The organism is Gardnerella sp. DNF01195 (genome assembly GCF_049244175.1).
In the GTDB taxonomy this organism is placed as follows: Bacteria; Actinomycetota; Actinomycetes; order Actinomycetales; family Bifidobacteriaceae; genus Bifidobacterium; species Bifidobacterium leopoldii.
This window is the reverse complement of record NZ_CP058383.1, coordinates 96867-115731: the sequence shown is the minus strand read 5'-3', so window position 1 is coordinate 115731 and position 18865 is coordinate 96867. Positions and strand designations below refer to the sequence as shown.

Here is an 18865-nt window from a genome sequence, read left to right as displayed (position 1 = left end):
CCCAGCCCCCGCTCCGGCAAGGGGTGGGGCGCATTGTTTATCTTCTACAAAATAATTTTGTTTACATGAAAGGCATGTCATGACTGGCACGACATCCACAAAGCGAGAAAGACGCCAGAAGAAGACGTCAACTGCAGAACGCTTTGCTCCTTCACCTTATTCACTGAAAGAGGCTGCAAAACATGCGGACATTCTTTCATGGATTTCTGTTGTTATATTTGGCTTTGGCAATTTTGTCCGCAAGCAATACATCAAAGGCGTTATATTCTTAGCGTGTGAAGCAGCTTTATTCGGATTCTTATTTACAATTGGATTGGATTATCTTCCAAAAATTAACACTCTTGGCACAGTAGAACAGGGCAGAGTTAAAGTCAACGGATTCTGGCGATACAGTGCGGGCGATAATTCTGTAGAAATTTTACTGTATGGAGTTATGTCGATATTAGCGATTGTATTGCTTGTATATCTGGCAACTCTCGCTCTTCGCAGCGCGTACAAAGCGCAATCTGTAATGGCAGACGGCAAGAAGCCACTTAATTTCATTGATGATGCTAAGACTCTTCTTGACGAAAAAGCACACGTCGGTTTTATGACTCTTCCAACTGCTGGCATTGTGTTATTCACAATTTTGCCATTGTTCTTCATGATTTCTATGGCTTTCACAAGCTATGATGAGAATCATCAACAAAAATTCAGCTGGATTGGGTTAGACGTTTTTTCTCAATTCTTAACCGGAAAAAGTGATTTAATTAAAGCTGACGTATTCTTTGACGTATTAATCTGGACTCTTGTTTGGGCATTCCTTGCAACCTTCCTGAACTTCTTCCTCGGCATGTTCATTGCAATGATAATCAATAGAAAGTCCACTCGTCTTAAGGGATTGTGGCGAACTTGCTTCTCACTTACAATTGCAGTTCCGCAGTTTGTTTCATTGCTTATTATGAACAATATGCTTAGCCAGAACGGTGTTATTAACATTGTCTTTAAGCAAAACGGTTGGATACATCAAGAGCTTCCTTTCCTTACGGATGTAACTTGGGCTCGAGTGACGGTAATTCTTATCAATCTTTGGGTTGGTATCCCATTCACCATCATGCAGATTACAGGTATCTTGCAGAACGTTCCTGCAGAACTTTACGAAGCTGCAGAGCTCGATGGCGCAGGTTGGTGGCAACGTTTCATGAACGTCACAATGCCATACATCATCTTTGTTATGACTCCATATTTGATTACTACCTTTACTGGCAACATCAATAACTTCAACGTTATTTACCTCTTAACAAAAGGTGGCCCAGCAAGTAGCAAAGTCAACAGTGCAGGCGGCACCGACTTGCTTATCACATGGCTCTACAAGTTGACTGTTGACCAGCAAAACTACAACGCAGGTGCAGTAATTGGTATTTTGACATTCATGGTACTTGCCGTCGTAGCACTGATTACGTATCGCAACTCTGGATCTTACAAGAATGAGGAGGGATTCCGGTGAGTGATAAAACTACAACTAAGAACGAAGAAGCTGTTGTAAAGAGCACTCGTAGTGTTTCTTTCCTTAAAGATCAACATGTCAGAAGAGTAATTGGAGATACTTTCTCGCATCTGTTCTTGCTGGTGTTGTCAGTTATTTGGTTGATTCCAATCTTGTGGGTTTTGTTAGAAAGCTTCAACAAGAACACTGGTTCCTATCAGAAAACCTTCTTCCCAACTGAATACTCACTAAATAACTATATAAAGTTATTTACCGATACCGATGACATTAATTTCCCACGAATGTTCCTCAACACTTTGATCGTGTCAATTTTCGTGTGCATTATTTCTTTGGTGTTTGTGTTAGCAGTGTCCTTCTGCATGTCTCGTCTCCGTTTCAAAGGACGTAAGACATTCATGAATCTTGCTCTGATTCTTGGTATGTTCCCAGGTATCATGGCTGTTATTGCTATCTACTTCATTTTGAAGGCTCTTGGTTTAACAAAAGGTTCGATTGTATTAATCGCACTTATTATCGTTTATTCTGCAGGTAGCGGTGCTGGCTTCTACATTATGAAGGGCTACATGGATACTATTCCAAAGTCTTTGGATGAAGCTGCATACTTGGATGGATGCACAAAGTGGCAAGTATTCTGGAAGATTATTGTTCCAATCTGCAAGCCTATGATTGTGTTCCAAGCAATTACTGGATTCTTGGGACCATGGCTAGACTTCGTTATGGTGAAGACAGTAGTGAGAGACAATAAGGAAAACTACACAGTTGCTTACGGATTAATGGAGATGCTTACCAAAAAGTATCTACCTGATTGGTACGCTGCATTCGCGGCAGGTGCTGTGTGCATTTCCATACCAATCGTAATCCTGTTCATTATTATGCAGCGCTTCTACGAAGAGTCCATGTCTGGCTCCGTTAAAGGCTGATAATTTACAGGATATAAATCTACTGAAGGCTGAGACGCTTTCGAGCGTTTCAGCCTTCTCTTTCGCTAGACAACACGAACACATAAAAATAAAAAATAACTTAACACACTCGCCGTTTGACTTAATACGATAATGGCTATCGCATAAACCCTACCGTGTTTAGCCAAATAGTGCCGCAAAACATAAAAAACTTGATAACAGAACAATAAGTAAATAATAAAATTTAAAAACTGTATAATTACTAATACGATTAAATAATTTAGAAAATTTAGACGATTCGCAAAATAGCGAAAGAAGAAGGATACCCTATATGACGACTCCATCTTCGGCAACATGGCCTGTATACGAAGGACCTCTTGGATTTACTTTAAATGCTAAATCTACAACATTCACCGTATGGGCACCAACTGCACAGAATGTGACGTTAAGACTTTTTGAAACTGGAAACAACAGTGAGCCAATTCAAACACACGAATTGAAACCGTTGCATGACGGAGCTTGGCGGATTAATTTCCGTAAGCGTTTAGACGGCATATACTACGATTATCTTGTTACTTTCCAAGATGGCACAGTAAATCGAACTAGTGACCCTTGGGGTGTAGCAAGCGGTGTAAATGGTGAGCGCAGCCTTGTCATAGACGATGAGCGAGTGTCTCCTGCCAATTGGCATAAAGATAAGTCTCCTAAGTTTGTGCGCCATGCAATGGTTGTGTGGGAAACGCATGTTGCAGATTTCAGCAGCAATCCTAATGGCGGCTTTAAGCCAGAGCATAGAGGCCAATATCTCGCTTTTACTGATGAACATACATCTTTGCAAAATCCAAATTCTTCTGAATGCAACTTCCCTACTGGCTTGGATTATTTAAAGCAGCTTGGCATTACTCATGTGCAACTCGAACCTATTTACGATTTTGCAACAGTTGACGAATCCACAATCGACAATGCGCGCAAAAACGGTGCTTCAGCAGAAGAATTAGATTCTCTATACAACTGGGGTTATGATCCTCACGCTTACAACGTTCCTGAAGGTGCTTATTCTAGCAATCCTTACGATGGCACTGCGCGAATTCGCGAATGCAAGGCAATGATTGCGGCATTACATGCTAATGGTCAACGCGTAATTATGGATGTTGTTTATAATCACATGTACAAGTCCGCAGAAAACGCTTTCGAATGCATGGCTCCTGGGTATTTCTGCAGGCGAGACTCTGACGGATCTTTTGCTAACGGCTCTGGCTGTGGAAATGAAATGGCTTCTGAACATCCTATGTTCCGCAGGTTTATTATTGAATCTTTGCTGCATTGGGCACGCTGCTATCACATTGATGGCTTCCGTTTCGATCTTATGGGATTGACTGATACTGAAACCTTAAATCAGGCACGAACTGCATTAGACAAGCTTCCTGGCGGTAAAGATATTGTTATGTATGGAGAACCGTGGGGTGCTTCGGATCCTGCTGTTGATGAGAAAGTTCCGATGGGAGATAAAGACGGCAGAGACACTCTTAACGAGCGCATAGGCTGGTTTAGCGACGAGTCTCGCGATTCCCTCAAAGGCAATGTTATGAACCATCGCGACCGTGGATATGTTAATGGCAATGAGTTCTGGTGCTCAGATGCGGCTCGCCAAACTCTTAATGCATGGCGTGATACTCCTTCTGCAGGTAAAGAAGTTGGACAGATTGTTCAATATACTTCTGCTCACGACGATTTGACTTTGTGGGATAAGCTTTGTATCTCTATGCGCGAGAATGCTAGCGATTTTGAGTTTGACGCTCAAGATGTACAACAAGTTGCGGATATTTTGAACGCTAATATGTTTGCAGCTGGAATTGTTTTGTGCTCTGCAGGCACGCCGTTTATGCTAAGCGGAGAAGAGTTTGGACGTACTAAGCACGGTTGCGATAATTCTTATAATCGCGGTGTACTAATGAACCAGCTTGACTGGGCGCGCACTGAACGTTTCAATCCGCTTGTTCAATGGTATCGTGCACTTATAAAGCTTCGCGCTGAATATAGCTCATTGTATGACGGCAAACGCAAACAACTTGAAACGTCTAACCATACTGTTTTGGCTACGCGCATTGGCAATAATTTAATTGTTTGCGCAAATCCTATGTATCATGAAGATGCAACTATTCAACTACCTGCAATTCATAGTGCAAAATCTCAAGAGTGGCATTGCGTACTTAATTCAAGTGATTATTTTGCTAAGTGGACTGGAAAACAGCCTGACACCAAGGTAAATATTACAACTGAAAAAAGCACTGCTACCCTACACTTGCCTATCAGAACTTTTGTTGTGCTTAGCAACAAGTAATTGCGTTTTAGTAAGTAAAAAAAATAATAAACTATTAGACGATTGCAACTAAACATGAGTAATCACAACACTTGTGTTTAGTTGCAATTACTTATAAAAACTAACAAATATGTCGCAACGCTAATTTGCAAACGATGTCAGGTATTTATATAATTGACAGGCAGGGTGTATTTCAATCCAGAGATGTATTGATTTACGCACTATCGCCATAGTTGCACATTTGGCACGCTTACGACGATGTTAGGAATGTGCCAAATCATAAAGTAGAAGGAGCACCATGACAACAACAGCTACTGGCAAAGCTGATGCTGATAAGCCTATGGAAGAAAGCGCAGAACGTCTTGCACGTCCACTTATTAAGCTTGCTAAGGCGTGCGGCGTTGCCACTTTTTATATTGATCAGCAAGGAAGCTACACCGAAATTACAGATGAAGCATTAGTTGGAGTACTTGATGCATTAGGCATGTCTGCCGACACTCAAGACAATATTGCAATTTCATACGAGAAGGTTCAGCGCAAACGCTCTAGCGAATTATTGCCACCAACTGTCGTTTCGTTTAATGGCGCAAAAACTTGCGTACCAATTCACGCAGGAGATGCCAAAAAAGAGCAAATTCATATTTCTCTTACACTCGAAGATGGAACAGATTATGAAGGCTCGTTAGGCGATATTCAATCCGAAGACAATGGAGATTTGTTCATTGAGCTTCCGGATGATTTGCCAATGGGCTACCACACTTTGCATGCTAAAGTAATCAACACGAATGGCGAGACAGCTCAACACGCTGATGTTACATTGATTGCTGCACCTGCGCGTATTCCGTTGCCTGAAAGCGTTAAGCAAAAGCATCGTTGGGGATTCATGACGCAAATGTATTCTGTGCGTTCAAAAGATTCTTGGGGAATTGGCGATTACGGCGATTTGCGTCGCCTACTTAAGGATGCTGGAGAAATTGGTAAGGCTGATTTTATGCTGATTAATCCAATTCATGCGTGCGCTCCAGTAACACCTCTTGAGCCTTCACCGTACTTGCCTGAGTCTCGTAGGTTCTTGAATGTCACTTATATTCGTCCGCAAGATATTCCGGAATATGCTGAATTAAGCGGAGAGGATCTTGCTAAAGTAGAGCAATTGCATGAGTCTATTGCTCCTCAAAACAATAATCCAAATCCTATAGATATCAACGCTGCATGGGATGCCAAGCTTCCTGCGTTGCGTATTATTTTCAAGCAACCTCGTTCTACCGAACGCGAGCGCGAGTTTAGTGAGTTTAAGCATCGTTCTGGTGAAGATCTTGACGCTTTTGCAACTTGGTGTGTTGCGTTTGAAGTTTGGGGTGCTCCTTGGGGCGAGAATTTGTGGTTTGACACTACAGGCAAAGGCACTCCGCAAATTGAGCGACTTAAGCGCGAACACGCTGATTTGTTTGAGTTCCATCGTTGGCTTCAGTGGATTGCTGATGAGCAAGTTGCTGCAGCTCACGCTGAAGCTAAAGCTGCTGGTATGGCAATTGGTCTTATGCAAGACATGGCAGTTGGCGTACACGGCTACGGTGCTGACGTTTGGTGGAGTCCGGAACGATTTGCTAATGGCGTAAGCGTTGGTGCTCCTCCTGATTTCTACAACCAGCAAGGTCAGGATTGGGGTCAACCTCCATTCGATCCAAATTATTTGGATGAAACTGGCTATATTGCTTACCGAGACATGGTTCATAACGTGTTCTTGCACGCAGGAGCTGCTCGTATTGATCACGTTCTTGGATTGTTCCGCTTGTGGTGGATTCCACAAGGACAAGGTGCTAGAAACGGCGCATATGTGTACTACAACGTAGATGCAATGCTCGCAGTTCTTACTGTTGAAGCAACTCGCGCAGGCGGCGTTGTTATTGGCGAAGATTTGGGCACTGTTCCGAAGTATGTTTCTAAGGTTCTTGCATCTCATGGCGTGCTTGGCACTGTTGTTGAATGGTTCACTCACGACGACGAAGCTGAAGCTGCTACTAAGAAGGCTGGAAAGAAGCAAATTATTTTCGCTAATCCGTCTACATATCGAGAGTATGCTCTTGCTTCCGTTACTACGCACGATATGCCACCTACAGCTGGTTATCTTGCCTTTGAGCATGTCAAGCTTCGCGAGCAGCTTCATCTGCTTACAGACTCCGTAGAAACGTTCCAGGAGGCTGCTCAAGCTGAACGCGATGCAATGATGAAGATGCTTCTTGAGAACGGCTGGATTAGCAAAGATGCTGCTGAGGATGTTGAAGGCCATGTACAAGAGATTGTGGAAGCTATGCATGCGATTATGCTCACTTCCCCATCTTTGCTTTTGCAAGTTGCTTTGGTTGACGCTGTCGGCGAGAAGCGTTCACAGAATCAGCCTGGAACTAGTACAGAGTATCCAAACTGGCGTATTCCACTTGCTGATGCTGATGGTCGTGTAGTTCACACCGATGAAGTATTTAAGTCACCACGAGTGCTATCTATGACGGCAGTTATGCGCGGCGAAAATACACGGAAGCATGTATAATTTAATGGTTGGTTTACTGATGAACTGACTCTATTCCCCCTCGTAAGGAATATGATTTGCATAGTAGCAAATCAAAATATTTCTTACATGATGTCCTATGTGAGGCGAGCATCTATAATAGTGCTCGCCTCATTAATTTTTTGCCACTTACCCCAATTTTTTAATTATTCATATAACTGTCAACTACTCTTGCTTAATATACTTTGCAAATACACGCTCTAAAATCGGAGTATGCAGCATAATAAGCGATCCCCAACCAATGAATACCAACAAAGGCAAACCCTGCGGCAAATATACGATTGATGCAAATATTAACACAATAAACACTATATCTAGCAGTGTCATTATAAGAGTTTCTTTCCAATACGAAATACCAAAAATAAGAGAATTAACCACTGTTTTATCAATTGAATTTTTAAAACGCGCTTGTAGTGCAAACACCCATTCGGCAACAATAACCCACAATATGCTCAGAATAAATTTAATAATTAAAAGTGGAGTAGACCACACGCAAAGCCATAGCCAAATAATAGCAAGCAAAACTGGCCCCATTACAGCCCAAATAATAGTAGATTCCAAAAAATTGCTAGCAAACGCGCGAAAATAAGCTGCAGTAATATGTCCTTCACCTTGCTCTGTACGTCTTGCAGCATCATGACCGGCACAAAGAGAAGCACCGATAGTAATTAAAGGAATGCTTGTTAAAATCATCAATATTGTAAGCCACACGGCATCAGCAAATGTTTCCATGCTTTGCGCAAACTTTGAATCTGGGCTTCCAAACGAGAAAATCATTCTATACTATCTCCTGGTTTTATGACGCAATTCCTATGCTCTACTATCTATAGATACCTTTAACAACGAACTCTACCACCTAATTACAAACTAGCGTAACTATTAAAAATAATGACGGTGTGCACAAACGTAATAGTATGCGCACACCGCCGCTTTTACTGCCACTTGAATTTTGGAGGAGAATTAATTTATCCCTTTACTGCACCAGACATAACACCTTTAATAATGTACTTCTGGCAGATGAGGTAGAAGATTATGATTGGAACAATTGCCATAACCAAGCAGCCCATCATGGCACCCATCTCAACAGATCCATAGCCGCCCTTCAAATACTGAACAGCTATAGAAATCGTCTTATACTTGTTGAGATCGAGCGTCAAGAATGGAAGCAGGAAGTCATTCCAAATCCACATTGCCTGCAAGATTGAAACCGAAATAATAGCAGGTCGCATAATCGGCACAATAATCTGGAAGAATATACGTGGCACAGAAGCACCATCAATCATTGCAGACTCTTCGAGTTCTTGCGGAATACCCTTAATCACACCAGTGAAAATAAACACTGCAAGTCCTGCACCAAAGCCTAAGTAAATAATCCACAATCCCCATGGAGTATTCAACTTTAAAGTGTTCGTAATGTAAGCAAGGGTGTACATAACCATCTGGAACGGCACAATCATGTTAAACAGGAACAAAACGTATAGAAGTTTTGCTGCCCAATTGTTCACACGAACAATCCACCATGCACACATTGACGTGCACAGAAGAATGAGGATTACAGAACCAACAGTTACAACAATAGTCCAGAGGAAACTCATTGGAAAATCAGTACGATTTGAACCTAATACGTAGTTAGACATTCCAACAAACGATTTTGAACTAAAAGTAAAAGGATTGCTTGCAATATCAACCTTAGACTTGAAAGAATTCAGTACCACTAAAGCTATAGGGAAAATCCATAACAAGCTTATAAGAGTGAACAGCACAGTCCATAACGCAGGATGCTTTGTTTTCTCGTTCATGCCGCTACCTCCTTTGACCTAGTGAGCATATTCTGAACCATAGCAATAACAGCCACGACAATGAAGAACATGACTGCCTGAGCCTGACCAACGCCTTCACATCTTGGAGTAGTGAAAGTTCTATAAATATTAAGAGCTAACATCTCTGTTTTCCTTGACGGACCACCGTTAGTTAATGCGAAGTTCTGATCGAAAAGCTTGAAGCCGTTGGTAATTGTTAAGAATGTGCAAACAGTAATAGAAGGCATCATCAATGGAATAGTAATCTTGAATAAAGTCTGCCTTGGGCTTGCACCATCGACAGCAGCTGCTTCCATAACATCTCCAGGAAGAGCCTGCATTCCTGCGATATAAATAATCATCATATAGCCAATTTGCTGCCAGCAAACAACAATCACAAGGCCCCAGAAACCGAATACTTCAGAGAACGTAATCGTACGATTGAAGTAGCCGAGTATACCATTTAACAAGAGCTGCCAAATATAACTTAAAACGATACCGCCAATAAGATTTGGCATAAAGAACACGGCTCTGAATATCGTCGTGCCCTTGAACTTCTTAGTAAGCATGTACGCAATTGCAAAAGCAATAACATTAATAATTATTGTTGTAATAACTGCAAAAAGCGTTGTGAACAAAAACGAATAAACAAGATGCGGATCTTTTAAAGCTCTATAGTAGTTACGAAAACCCACAAACTTACCATCAGTCACAGTAGTGAATTTTCTAAAGCTCAAGTACACACCCATAATAAATGGCACTAAGAAGCCAACAACAAACGCAGCAAACGTTGGCAGCGCAAATAACCACCACCATTTACGTATTGCTTTTCCGCTCATACTAATCATGACTCGTCACTTTCTCCTCCTTGAGCGCGACATCCACGTAGACATCGCTGTCCCGAACCAATAACTTCATTCTACTACATGAATTAGCTATGTCAAACGTTGTCATTTTCGATATGTCACTTCAAACAAATATCAGAATTTAGTTTTAAAAAAATTGCTTATTATCGTTGGCATTCCAGCAAAATTTGCTAGAATAGAAATGTCTGCAAACGTTTGTTTGTTTCGAACTATAAAAGTTCGCACTAAACAATTAAACACAAGGCTGTGCTACACGTTTGTTATACGCGAATAAAGGAGTTCACATGTCGGCAAATATTCAAGATGTAGCGAATAAAGCTCATGTGTCAGTTTCTACTGTGTCACGCTCATTTACACGACCAAACTTAGTATCTGCATCCACTCGCAATAAAGTATTGGCCATTGCCGAACAATTGAATTTTTCTATTTCGAAATCTGCAGCAGCACTAAAATCTGGTAAAACCTTGCGCATCGCTTTATTGATTAGCGATCAAATTCGCCTATGGTTTTCTGCATCTATTATTCAAGGATTGAATCAAGTATTCCACACAGCTGGATACGATTTGTCAATTTTTCAGATTTCCAGCAGCAAAGAGCGTAGCGAATTTTTCACAATGCTCCCAACTAGACGTAATGCTGACGCTGTTGTTGTGTGTTCCTTTGACGTAAATACCAACGAAATCGCACAACTTAAATCAACAGGCGTGCCAATTGTTGGCATAAACTGCTTATATCCACAAAAATGCGATTTTGACGCGACTATCAATATTGACGATGACCAAGGTGCAAGACTTATGGCACGCCACTTAATCGGTTTAGGGCATCACAATATTGCATATGTGCGCACAACTCGTGACGTTTCACTACATTTCAGCGTATTGCAGCGTTACCATTCTTTTATTGATGAATGCCAAAATAGCGGAATCACACCTACAGAAATTGTGGCACCTGCTAATTCTGATCGCATAAGTGCCATAGTTTCTATGCTTCTTGGAAGTTCAATTATGCCAACAGCAATTGCATGCCAAGAAGATGGGATTGCAATACCACTTATGTTTCAGCTTGCCCGCAGCGGGTATTCTACTCCAAAAGATGTGTCAATTATTGGTTTTGACGATAGTTTTTATGCGCATGAAACTGGCTTAACTACTATTAGACAGGATCCAGTTGATATTGCTTCTACTGCGGCAAATATCACGCTTGCACTTATAAACGCAGAGAAAGTTGAAGATCAGTATCGCATTGTTCCAGCGCAACTTATTGTGCGTTCAAGCACAGCTGCATTATTAAAAGAGTAGACCTTTTATAGTTTTCTAGAAAATATCGAAATAACAAAATATCGAAATAACAAAATCCGCTAGGACTTAGCACTATGATGTGCCAGTATCCTAGCGGATTTGCTTACGTCACCTTTGCTTGCTTACGTCAGCAGGTGCAACGTCTATTTATTTATTAATGGATCAGTCGTCATCTTCATGAGCCTGAGAATATTCCTTAGCCCAACCATCCACGAATGCTGTCTTAACCTTATCCCACTTGCCGGTGCCCTGAGCGTACTCAAGCAAAGCAGAGCCGAGGTCGTTCTTCCAGTTATCAGATGGCATTACGGTGAAGTTCCAGCTTACTGGAGTCTTACCAGACTTAGCATCTTCAACAGCTGCCTGAGTCAATGGGTTGTCGGACTTGATATCTGCGAAGCTCTTGAATGGAGTGGTGAAGCCCATCTTCTTGGACAAAGCATCCTTACCAGCATCGGAAGTAAGCAGCCACTTCAAGAAGTCCTTAGTTGCCTTCTTGTTAGCGTCAGACGTCTTCTCATTGATGCACCAATAGTTCTCAGAACCAGTTGCCAAACCTTGCTTCTCTTCGCCCTTAGCGCCAATATAAATTGGAAGCATACCAAGGTCTTCAGCCTTCATACCAGCCTTGGAGAGGTCACCCCAAGCCCAAGTACCATTCTGGTAGAACACAGCTTTACCCTGGGAGAACTCAGCATTAGCATCTTCACCAGTCTTGGAACCAATCTTTGTTGCTGGTGTAGTGGAGTCAGTAATGTAAAGATCGAAAATCTTCTTATAACCGTCAAGGAAGCTACCCTTTACCTTTGCAGGCTGCTTGGTAACATGATCTTCCTTGAACTCATAGTACAAAGGAAGATTTGCAAGGTGGGTCTTAAAACGCCAATCAGAGCTGGAATCAAAACCAGCAGAAGTGAACGCGCCTTCAACACCAAGATCTGACTTGTGCTTTTGAATATCATCTGCAACAGCCTTCAACTTATCGAAGGAGTTGATTTCTTCAGCAGACTTTACCTTAGCGTCCTTAAGCTCGGTGTACTTCTTGAGCAAAGCCTTATTATAAATCAAGCCGTAGGTTTCCATTGCATATGGGATACCAACAACCTTATCTCCATCCTTCAAAGCAATATCCTTGTTCTGAAGTTGGCTATAAAGCTCAGTATCCTTCAAATCAGCAGTGTAATCCTTCCAGCTTGCGTAACCAACTGGACCGTTGATCTGGAAGAGTGTAGGAGCTTCATCACCCTTACTGATTTCACTCTTCAAAGACTGCTCATAAGTTCCGGAAGCAGCAGTTTGAACCTTAACCTCAACACCTGTTTTCTTGGTGTATGCCTTAGCTACTTCCTTCCACTGATCTGCAGCTTCTGGCTTAAAGTTCAAGAAGTAAACCTTACCTTTAGCAGAGCTGTCACTTGAGGAGGATCCGCAAGCTGCAAGCGCGCCAAAAGCCATTGCCGAGCAAGCTACCAGTGCAATTGTTGATTTAATTGTACGATTCATCATCGAACCTTTCTCCTATGCCGACAATCCCGTCATTGGACTGCCACACCTCTAGGTGTCCTTATCGACAATATTTATTATGCCTCAACTGCTGCAATATTGCAAACGATAGCATAACTAAATTAACGCGTGTCGTCATAAAAACACTACACTCTAATATATTCGATAAAATTAGCACGTATTTTTGGCAATAATTAAAGGGATTACGCAACAATTTAGCAAACGATTGCGCAATCTCTTGAGGATCATAGTTTAAAACAAATTATTTAATTAGCAGCTAACCCTGCCCACGAGCAATCTTATATTCCTTAGCCCATCCGTCCACAAACGCGGTTCTAAGAGTATTCCATGCCTTTCCGTATTTCAGCAATTCCAATGCACAATTACATTATCGCCTTTGTACGCGCCCAACACAGAATAATGCGCGGTATCCATACGAAGAAGTCGTGCAAAATCTGGGCTTACTCCAAGCCAGCGCGCAGTAAGAATACGCAACACATGAGCATGCGCAACAATAAGCACGTCCTTACCTAATTTCAATTTAGGCATTGCCATATCAATAATCTTTTGAGTACGATCCGAAACCTCTTGCAAGCTTTCTCCAGAAGTTCTGTGCACATCCACTGCTTCTCCACTAGGAAGCACCTCTTTAGCGTCACTAACCATGTGAGAAGGAAGAACTTTAGGACCATGCTTCCACACATCCCAAGCCTCAACGCCACTTAGTTTAGAAATATCAGCGCGCGTGCGACCCTCAGCAGCACCATAATCCCACTCCAGCGCACTATCGCAAATTGTATACGAATCAAAACCAGCAAACTGAGCTGTTTGCTGCGCGCGACGAAGTGGACTTACAAGCACACAATCCTTATCAAAACCTTTTGTGAACACACACTGCAATCTAGCGCCAGCCTCTTTTGCCTGCTCAACACCAACTTCAGTAAGAGGCAAATCCGTGCGCCCGGTATGTTGACCGGACACACTCCAAGCAGTTTGGCCGTGGCGAAGTAACACCAAGCAACCCTGCTTCGAGCATTCTTTCTGAGAGGATTCTTTAGTGCCGTTATTTTGCATAGTCTTCACATTCCTCACCAGCGCCATGTACACACATCGCACTGGACGCCTAGCAGCACGATTGCTTTACGTAAGCATTTCTTAACTTGCAGCCACTTTGCCGCAAATCAAGATCACTGTTCCATGGTACCGCCAAAATTGGTATTTCGTTACCACTAACATAGAAAATATGACGCAATTATCATCGGCTAATACTAAAACTCAACGAAGCCATCGTGCGGCTCAAGCTACCGTACAACGACTTAATGCAGCAAATCGTAAGATTGAGGCCCTTCGCGAGCGCCGATTGAGAAATCAAAATACTTTGGGAGATTCATTACTAAAATCTGCACTTCCTTCTTTTGCAACGTTTATTGCAGAGCAGATTGCGCACTTAATATGGAAAAAACATGTTGATACTAGAAAAATCAATTTAAACTCTAATAGTCGTTCTAACAATCTTTCTAAAGAAAAAGTTGCGCAAAAGCAGCGTGTTAAGCAAGAAGAGCCGCTGCTACTGTCTCTTGGATTTGCAGTATTTTCTGCGATTCTTACTACGATTGTTGGTCGCTTAGCAAACCACGGAACCTTGTCTTATATTGCGAGAAGGCAAAGAAAAAGACAATTGCGCTCACAAAAACGATTTTAATTTATTAAATTTTATAAACTAAATGGCCTTATTTTGAAACGAGAATGCTGAAAGGAATAAGAAATAACGTGCCAAATTTACGCCACAACGAAACTATCGATACTTTACTGAATCGCCGCTCCATTCGCGCTTTTTGCAACGAAGCAATTGACTACGATACAGTTGTCACTCTTGAAGCTGTAGCTCAGCGCGCTGCTTGTAGCCAGTTTTTGAACGACTGGTCAGCGATTAAAATTACGGATAGCTCAATTAAGCAAAAGCTTTCCGAAATTGGCAACCAAACATATATTGCTACAGCTCCACTACTGTACGTTTTTATTATTGATCAACATAGAAACGCTGCAATTGCGCACAAAAATGGCGTAGATACCAGTAGCGACGAGTTTATGCTTAAAACTCGCTACCGCTTTACACAGGCTCAAAATGACGTTATTTTGGCGCTTCATGCCATGGAAACTGCCGCGGAATCTTTGGGGCTTGGTTGCGTAATTCTCGGTTCAATTTTGAACAGTAGAACTCAGCTTATTGATATTTTGAATTTGCCTAAATACACGTACCCCGTGCTCGGCCTGGCAATTGGTAAGCCTGCGCAAAGCCCAGAATTAAAGCCGCGAATGAGTGCTGACATGCAGATTTTTGAGAATACCTACCCTGCTGACGACGCTGAATTATTAGAAAATCTTGCTGATTTCGACAATCGCGTGCATCAATATTACGATTTGCGAAATGCTAGCAGACCAGTTGATGCTTTCAGCGCACAAATTCTTACTATAGCAGCAGACGATATTGCCAAAAAACACGAAGCAGAAGATGTTGAGCAGGTTGCAAGGCAAGGTTTTAACGTTGCGTAAGATTTAGCACCGTTTTAATTTAGTGCCGTTTTAACTTAACGCCGTCTTGGCTTGTACCCGCGCTTTCTAGATTTCGGCTTTGCGCTTGCGGATGGCGAGCGCATATCGGAATACATGCGATCTACCGGGTTTTTATGCGTCAAATGCCAGCAACCGCAATATTCACAAGCATAAACCCACAACTGCGCACCGCGCTCTCGCAAACTTTGCTCCGCAGCCATAAGAGCCTGCCCTTTATTCTTGTACATGATTTTTTGGGTAGATTCGCAACGCCTCGGAGTAAAGAAATACATAGCTTTTATGGTAGCAAACCGCTTAACAGAGCTTATACAAGACGTACGCAATTGCGTAAATCACGCATTATTCCTGAACTTAAGCCATAAAACACGTTCACAAAAGTTCAAAATAAATTCAATTTATTATAATTTAGTTCAATTTTTCTACTATATTTCTACTATTTTTTACTATTTCTCGTCATTTTTTGAAAAATTACTATACAAAATAATTTTTGCGACTAATATTGAGCAAATAGTTCAATTTAATACTTATATTTTGAACTTTGCTATAAACTTGTTCAATTTATAAATGCCGATTTTACAAGAAAGACAGATTATGGCACAGAATTTTGCTGATGAGCTTAAGAAAGCTATGAAGCGCAAAGGGTACAAGCAGATTGACGTAATCGAGCTTGCGGCAAAAAACGGTCATAAGCTTGGCAAAAGCCAGTTAAGCCAGTATTTAAGCGGCAAAACTGAGCCTCGCAAAGACGTGCGTAACATGCTAGCTGAAATTCTTGGAATCAGCAGCGACGGAATCAAAGGCGGTCATTCTTGTGCAAAAATCGAGCAAAACTGCCAGTCTGCAGAAGAATCACAATTAAATCAATTACAACAGCAGCAACAGCCGCAGCTTACAGAAGCTGAACTTTCCAAAACTCTAAAGCATCGCACATTCAACAAATCCACAAAACTTGAACACGTGCTTTACGACGTTCGCGGTCCTGTTGTTGAAGAAGCAAACCGCATGGAAGCAAACGGAACGCATATTCTAAAGCTCAACATTGGAAATCCTGCGCCTTTTGGCTTCCGCGCTCCAGACGAAGTAATTTACGACATGCAGCAGCAGCTTATTGACTGCGAAGGCTACTCAGATAGTCGCGGACTTTTCTCTGCGCGCAAGGCGATTATGCAATACGATCAGCTTAAGGGCATTCCAGGCGTGCAAATGGAAGATATTTACACCGGAAACGGTGTTTCCGAGCTGATTAATCTTTCTATGCAAGCGCTGCTTGATTGCGGCGACGAGATTCTTATACCAAGCCCAGACTATCCTCTGTGGACCGCGTGCGCGAGCTTGGCTGGCGGCACTCCTGTGCACTACATATGTGACGAAAAGTCGCATTGGTACCCAGATATTGCCGACATTCGCTCTAAAATCACGCCGCGCACTAAAGCAATCGTGATTATTAACCCGAATAATCCTACGGGCGTGCTGTATAGTCGCGAAGTTTTGGAAGAGATTGTTAAGATTGCGCGCGAGTTTAATTTGATTATTTTTGCGGACGAGATTTACGACCGTCTTGTTATGGACGGCAAGAAGCATATTTCGATTGCTTCTCTTGCTCCAGACGTGTTCTGCGTAACTTTTAGCGGACTTTCTAAATCGCATATGATTGCTGGCTTCCGCATTGGTTGGATGAGCCTTTCGGGAGATAAATCCAAGGCTCGCGACTACATTATGGGACTTAACATGCTGTCTAATATGCGTTTGTGCTCGAACGTTCCTGCACAGTCGATTATTCAGACTGCTTTGGGCGGATACCAAAGCGTTGAGAAGTATTTGGAGCCGGGAGGTCGCGTGTATGAGCAGCGCGAATACTGCTATAACGCGCTTCAGGAGATGGATGGCGTAAGCGTTGAGCGACCGGATGCTGCTTTCTACATGTTTGTAAAACTCGATCCAGACCGCTATAACATTCACGACGACGAACAGTTTGCGCTTGATTTGCTACGCGATCAAAAGTTGCTGATTGTGCACGGAAAAGGTTTTAATTGGCAGACTCCAGGCTACTTCCGCGTAGTTTACTTGCCGCGCTTGCAAACGCTTCGCGACGCAATGAGCAAACTCTCCAACTTCCTCTCCTACTATCGCCAGTAACAGCAACCCCCACCTATAAACTGCGACAAAACACTCATTTCGCTCACGGTCCATAAAAAGGTGTATATCAAGAGGCATATATTATTCAGAATATGAAAGACATTCATAACATGAAGAAAGAAAAAAGAGAAGGAAATGAACGCTGCGGCACGAATTCGCACAACTCTTATTATTGCCGTTTTATCGCTTAATGCCTTTCTTATAACAAGCTGTAGATTTGGCGTAAGCCTATATCTTTTAATACATGTCGACTTATCTCACGCAGCGCTTAACGCGGTATCAGTAGCGCTTATGACCTGCATAGCAGCACCGCTTGGCGGCATTATCGCAGATAAATATCCACCAACTAGATTGTTTATAGCTCTAACGTTCTGCTTTGCCTTGCTGTGTACTGGATACGGTTTCGCTTTAGTAGCACAGCATAATCTTATTGCTATTACGGTTACACTACTCGGCATAATATTCGGGTTCTTTACTGCATTTTCTTCGCCTAATCAAAAAGTATTAATGGCATATAGCGCGCCAGCTGGCGAAAAAACCAAATTTTTAGCAAGCATGCGCATGTGGATTAATCTCAGCAGGCTTGCTGCACCTGCTATCACTGGCATATTTGTTGATATATGCAATCCGCTCATTTTCTTTACGAGCATTGCTATTGTGATGATACTAGCGGCGCTACCTCTACTGTTAGTTAATCTAAACCAGCAAGCACAAAATAGCGCAAACAATACGAAGACAGGAAGCAGTAAAACTGCTGGTTTTGCAGCTTCTCTACACTATATGAAATCTACACCATGGTTAATAGTCTTAGGAGTAGTATCAGCATTACAATCTGGATCATGGCTTGCTGCATTTAGACTAATGGGAGCACACCATTGTCTCACACTTTTTCATTCGGCATCCACGTGGGGATCAATAGTCAGCATATTTAACATTGGCATGATTGTAGGTTCGCTATTATGCAAATATATTGTGCTGCATTATGAGATTTTATACTCTATTTTACTACCTGGATTCCTTTCTATTCCTTTACTTATTTTCGCACTTAATAATTGGATTGCTCTTTTTCTTTGCTCTGCTTTCATTGCAGGTATTATTTTTGACGCCACTATTGTCTATGGGCAAACAGCTCTTCTCGACGGCATACCAACACACATTCTCGGCGCAACTACTACTTTTACTTCTATTATGGAGCAATGCGGCATTATCGTAGGGTATGCAAGCGTACTAGCATGGGGAAATCTAAATTCATCATTATTCATAATGATTGCAGCTGGCGTAATACTTGTTTCAACAGGTATAGCCTTATGGATTATTCGAACTCGTAAACAAACATACCCATCAATGCTTACCAAAGATTATTGGACACCATCAACATGGGTAAAAAGAAGCATATAACAAGCTATTTAGTGAGAAAG

At 42.0% G+C, this 18865-nt stretch carries 15 protein-coding genes; 9 read left to right on the top strand and 6 right to left on the bottom strand.

Going from position 1 to position 18865, the window contains the following annotated elements:
- Positions 1-79: 79 nt before the first annotated feature.
- The 4 genes from HXT43_RS00460 (at position 80) to malQ (ending at position 7253) form a co-directional block, all read left to right on the top strand.
- Complete coding sequence (locus HXT43_RS00460; RefSeq protein WP_004104794.1) at positions 80-1486, top strand: carbohydrate ABC transporter permease; 1407 nt, start codon at positions 80-82, stop codon at positions 1484-1486.
- Positions 1483-2406 carry a sugar ABC transporter permease gene (locus HXT43_RS00455; protein ID WP_004104797.1) on the top strand — a complete coding sequence of 308 codons (924 nt, stop codon included), beginning with the start codon at positions 1483-1485 and terminating at the stop codon, positions 2404-2406. The genes HXT43_RS00460 and HXT43_RS00455 overlap by 4 nt, the downstream gene beginning before the upstream one ends.
- A 310-nt stretch (positions 2407-2716) precedes the next feature.
- Positions 2717-4726 (top strand): type I pullulanase, encoded by a 2010-nt coding sequence (gene pulA, locus HXT43_RS00450; RefSeq protein ID WP_174143536.1) that lies wholly within the window; start codon positions 2717-2719, stop codon positions 4724-4726.
- 277 nt (positions 4727-5003) lie between these two features.
- Positions 5004-7253 (top strand): 4-alpha-glucanotransferase, encoded by a 2250-nt coding sequence (malQ, locus tag HXT43_RS00445; RefSeq protein ID WP_101886209.1) that lies wholly within the window; start codon positions 5004-5006, stop codon positions 7251-7253.
- Between the two features lie 183 nt (positions 7254-7436).
- On the opposite strand, the gene HXT43_RS00440 is transcribed toward malQ, so the two are convergent.
- The 3 genes from HXT43_RS00440 to HXT43_RS00430 form a co-directional block, all read right to left on the bottom strand.
- On the bottom strand, positions 7437-8048 hold the full coding sequence (locus tag HXT43_RS00440; RefSeq protein ID WP_004104802.1) for a DUF624 domain-containing protein: 612 nt from the start codon (positions 8046-8048) through the stop codon (positions 7437-7439).
- 188 nt (positions 8049-8236) lie between these two features.
- Complete coding sequence (locus tag HXT43_RS00435) at positions 8237-9070, bottom strand: carbohydrate ABC transporter permease (RefSeq protein ID WP_004104804.1); 834 nt, start codon at positions 9068-9070, stop codon at positions 8237-8239.
- Positions 9067-9918: a carbohydrate ABC transporter permease gene (locus HXT43_RS00430; RefSeq protein WP_004118392.1), complete on the bottom strand. Its 852-nt coding sequence runs from the start codon at positions 9916-9918 to the stop codon at positions 9067-9069. The genes HXT43_RS00435 and HXT43_RS00430 overlap by 4 nt, the downstream gene beginning before the upstream one ends.
- A gap of 302 nt (positions 9919-10220) precedes the next feature.
- Between HXT43_RS00430 and HXT43_RS00425 the strand changes: the two genes are divergently transcribed.
- The gene (locus HXT43_RS00425; protein ID WP_004118390.1) at positions 10221-11234 is read left to right on the top strand and encodes a LacI family DNA-binding transcriptional regulator; all 1014 of its coding nucleotides are present in this window, start codon (positions 10221-10223) and stop codon (positions 11232-11234) included.
- 162 nt (positions 11235-11396) lie between these two features.
- Here HXT43_RS00425 and HXT43_RS00420 read toward each other — a convergent pair whose 3' ends face one another.
- Both HXT43_RS00420 and HXT43_RS00415 read right to left on the bottom strand, forming a co-directional pair.
- The gene (locus HXT43_RS00420) at positions 11397-12740 is read right to left on the bottom strand and encodes an ABC transporter substrate-binding protein (protein ID WP_004104821.1); all 1344 of its coding nucleotides are present in this window, start codon (positions 12738-12740) and stop codon (positions 11397-11399) included.
- Positions 12741-13100: 360 nt separating this feature from the next.
- Positions 13101-13811: a histidine phosphatase family protein gene (locus HXT43_RS00415; protein ID WP_064340164.1), complete on the bottom strand. Its 711-nt coding sequence runs from the start codon at positions 13809-13811 to the stop codon at positions 13101-13103.
- Positions 13812-13980: 169 nt separating this feature from the next.
- On the opposite strand from HXT43_RS00415, the gene HXT43_RS00410 reads away from it, so the two are divergent.
- Both HXT43_RS00410 and HXT43_RS00405 read left to right on the top strand, forming a co-directional pair.
- On the top strand, positions 13981-14439 hold the full coding sequence (locus HXT43_RS00410; RefSeq protein ID WP_101886210.1) for a DUF4235 domain-containing protein: 459 nt from the start codon (positions 13981-13983) through the stop codon (positions 14437-14439).
- Positions 14440-14483: 44 nt separating this feature from the next.
- Positions 14484-15290, top strand: coding sequence for a nitroreductase family protein (locus tag HXT43_RS00405; protein WP_101886211.1), 807 nt, complete (start codon positions 14484-14486; stop codon positions 15288-15290).
- 35 nt (positions 15291-15325) lie between these two features.
- Here the strand turns inward: HXT43_RS00405 and HXT43_RS00400 are convergent, their stop codons facing one another.
- Complete coding sequence (locus tag HXT43_RS00400; RefSeq protein WP_041160536.1) at positions 15326-15583, bottom strand: hypothetical protein; 258 nt, start codon at positions 15581-15583, stop codon at positions 15326-15328.
- Positions 15584-15902: 319 nt separating this feature from the next.
- On the opposite strand from HXT43_RS00400, the gene HXT43_RS00395 reads away from it, so the two are divergent.
- Positions 15903-17447 (top strand): aminotransferase class I/II-fold pyridoxal phosphate-dependent enzyme, encoded by a 1545-nt coding sequence (locus HXT43_RS00395; protein WP_101886212.1) that lies wholly within the window; start codon positions 15903-15905, stop codon positions 17445-17447.
- A gap of 135 nt (positions 17448-17582) precedes the next feature.
- The gene (locus HXT43_RS00390; RefSeq protein WP_174143537.1) at positions 17583-18845 is read left to right on the top strand and encodes an MFS transporter; all 1263 of its coding nucleotides are present in this window, start codon (positions 17583-17585) and stop codon (positions 18843-18845) included.
- Positions 18846-18865 lie beyond the last annotated feature (20 nt).

What these genes read in the sequence shown, in the direction of transcription:
- HXT43_RS00460 (WP_004104794.1), top strand. Translation starts at nt 80, where the DNA reads ATGACTGGCACGACATCCACAAAGCGAGAAAGACGCCAGAAGAAGACG.
- pulA (WP_174143536.1), top strand. Translation starts at nt 2,717, where the DNA reads ATGACGACTCCATCTTCGGCAACATGGCCTGTATACGAAGGACCTCTT.
- malQ (WP_101886209.1), top strand. Translation starts at nt 5,004, where the DNA reads ATGACAACAACAGCTACTGGCAAAGCTGATGCTGATAAGCCTATGGAA.
- HXT43_RS00440 (WP_004104802.1), bottom strand. Translation starts at nt 8,048, where the DNA reads ATGATTTTCTCGTTTGGAAGCCCAGATTCAAAGTTTGCGCAAAGCATG.
- HXT43_RS00435 (WP_004104804.1), bottom strand. Translation starts at nt 9,070, where the DNA reads ATGAACGAGAAAACAAAGCATCCTGCGTTATGGACTGTGCTGTTCACT.
- HXT43_RS00430 (WP_004118392.1), bottom strand. Translation starts at nt 9,918, where the DNA reads ATGATTAGTATGAGCGGAAAAGCAATACGTAAATGGTGGTGGTTATTT.
- HXT43_RS00425 (WP_004118390.1), top strand. Translation starts at nt 10,221, where the DNA reads ATGTCGGCAAATATTCAAGATGTAGCGAATAAAGCTCATGTGTCAGTT.
- HXT43_RS00420 (WP_004104821.1), bottom strand. Translation starts at nt 12,740, where the DNA reads ATGATGAATCGTACAATTAAATCAACAATTGCACTGGTAGCTTGCTCG.
- HXT43_RS00415 (WP_064340164.1), bottom strand. Translation starts at nt 13,811, where the DNA reads ATGCAAAATAACGGCACTAAAGAATCCTCTCAGAAAGAATGCTCGAAG.
- HXT43_RS00410 (WP_101886210.1), top strand. Translation starts at nt 13,981, where the DNA reads ATGACGCAATTATCATCGGCTAATACTAAAACTCAACGAAGCCATCGT.
- HXT43_RS00405 (WP_101886211.1), top strand. Translation starts at nt 14,484, where the DNA reads ATGCTGAAAGGAATAAGAAATAACGTGCCAAATTTACGCCACAACGAA.
- HXT43_RS00400 (WP_041160536.1), bottom strand. Translation starts at nt 15,583, where the DNA reads ATGTATTTCTTTACTCCGAGGCGTTGCGAATCTACCCAAAAAATCATG.
- HXT43_RS00395 (WP_101886212.1), top strand. Translation starts at nt 15,903, where the DNA reads ATGGCACAGAATTTTGCTGATGAGCTTAAGAAAGCTATGAAGCGCAAA.
- HXT43_RS00390 (WP_174143537.1), top strand. Translation starts at nt 17,583, where the DNA reads ATGAACGCTGCGGCACGAATTCGCACAACTCTTATTATTGCCGTTTTA.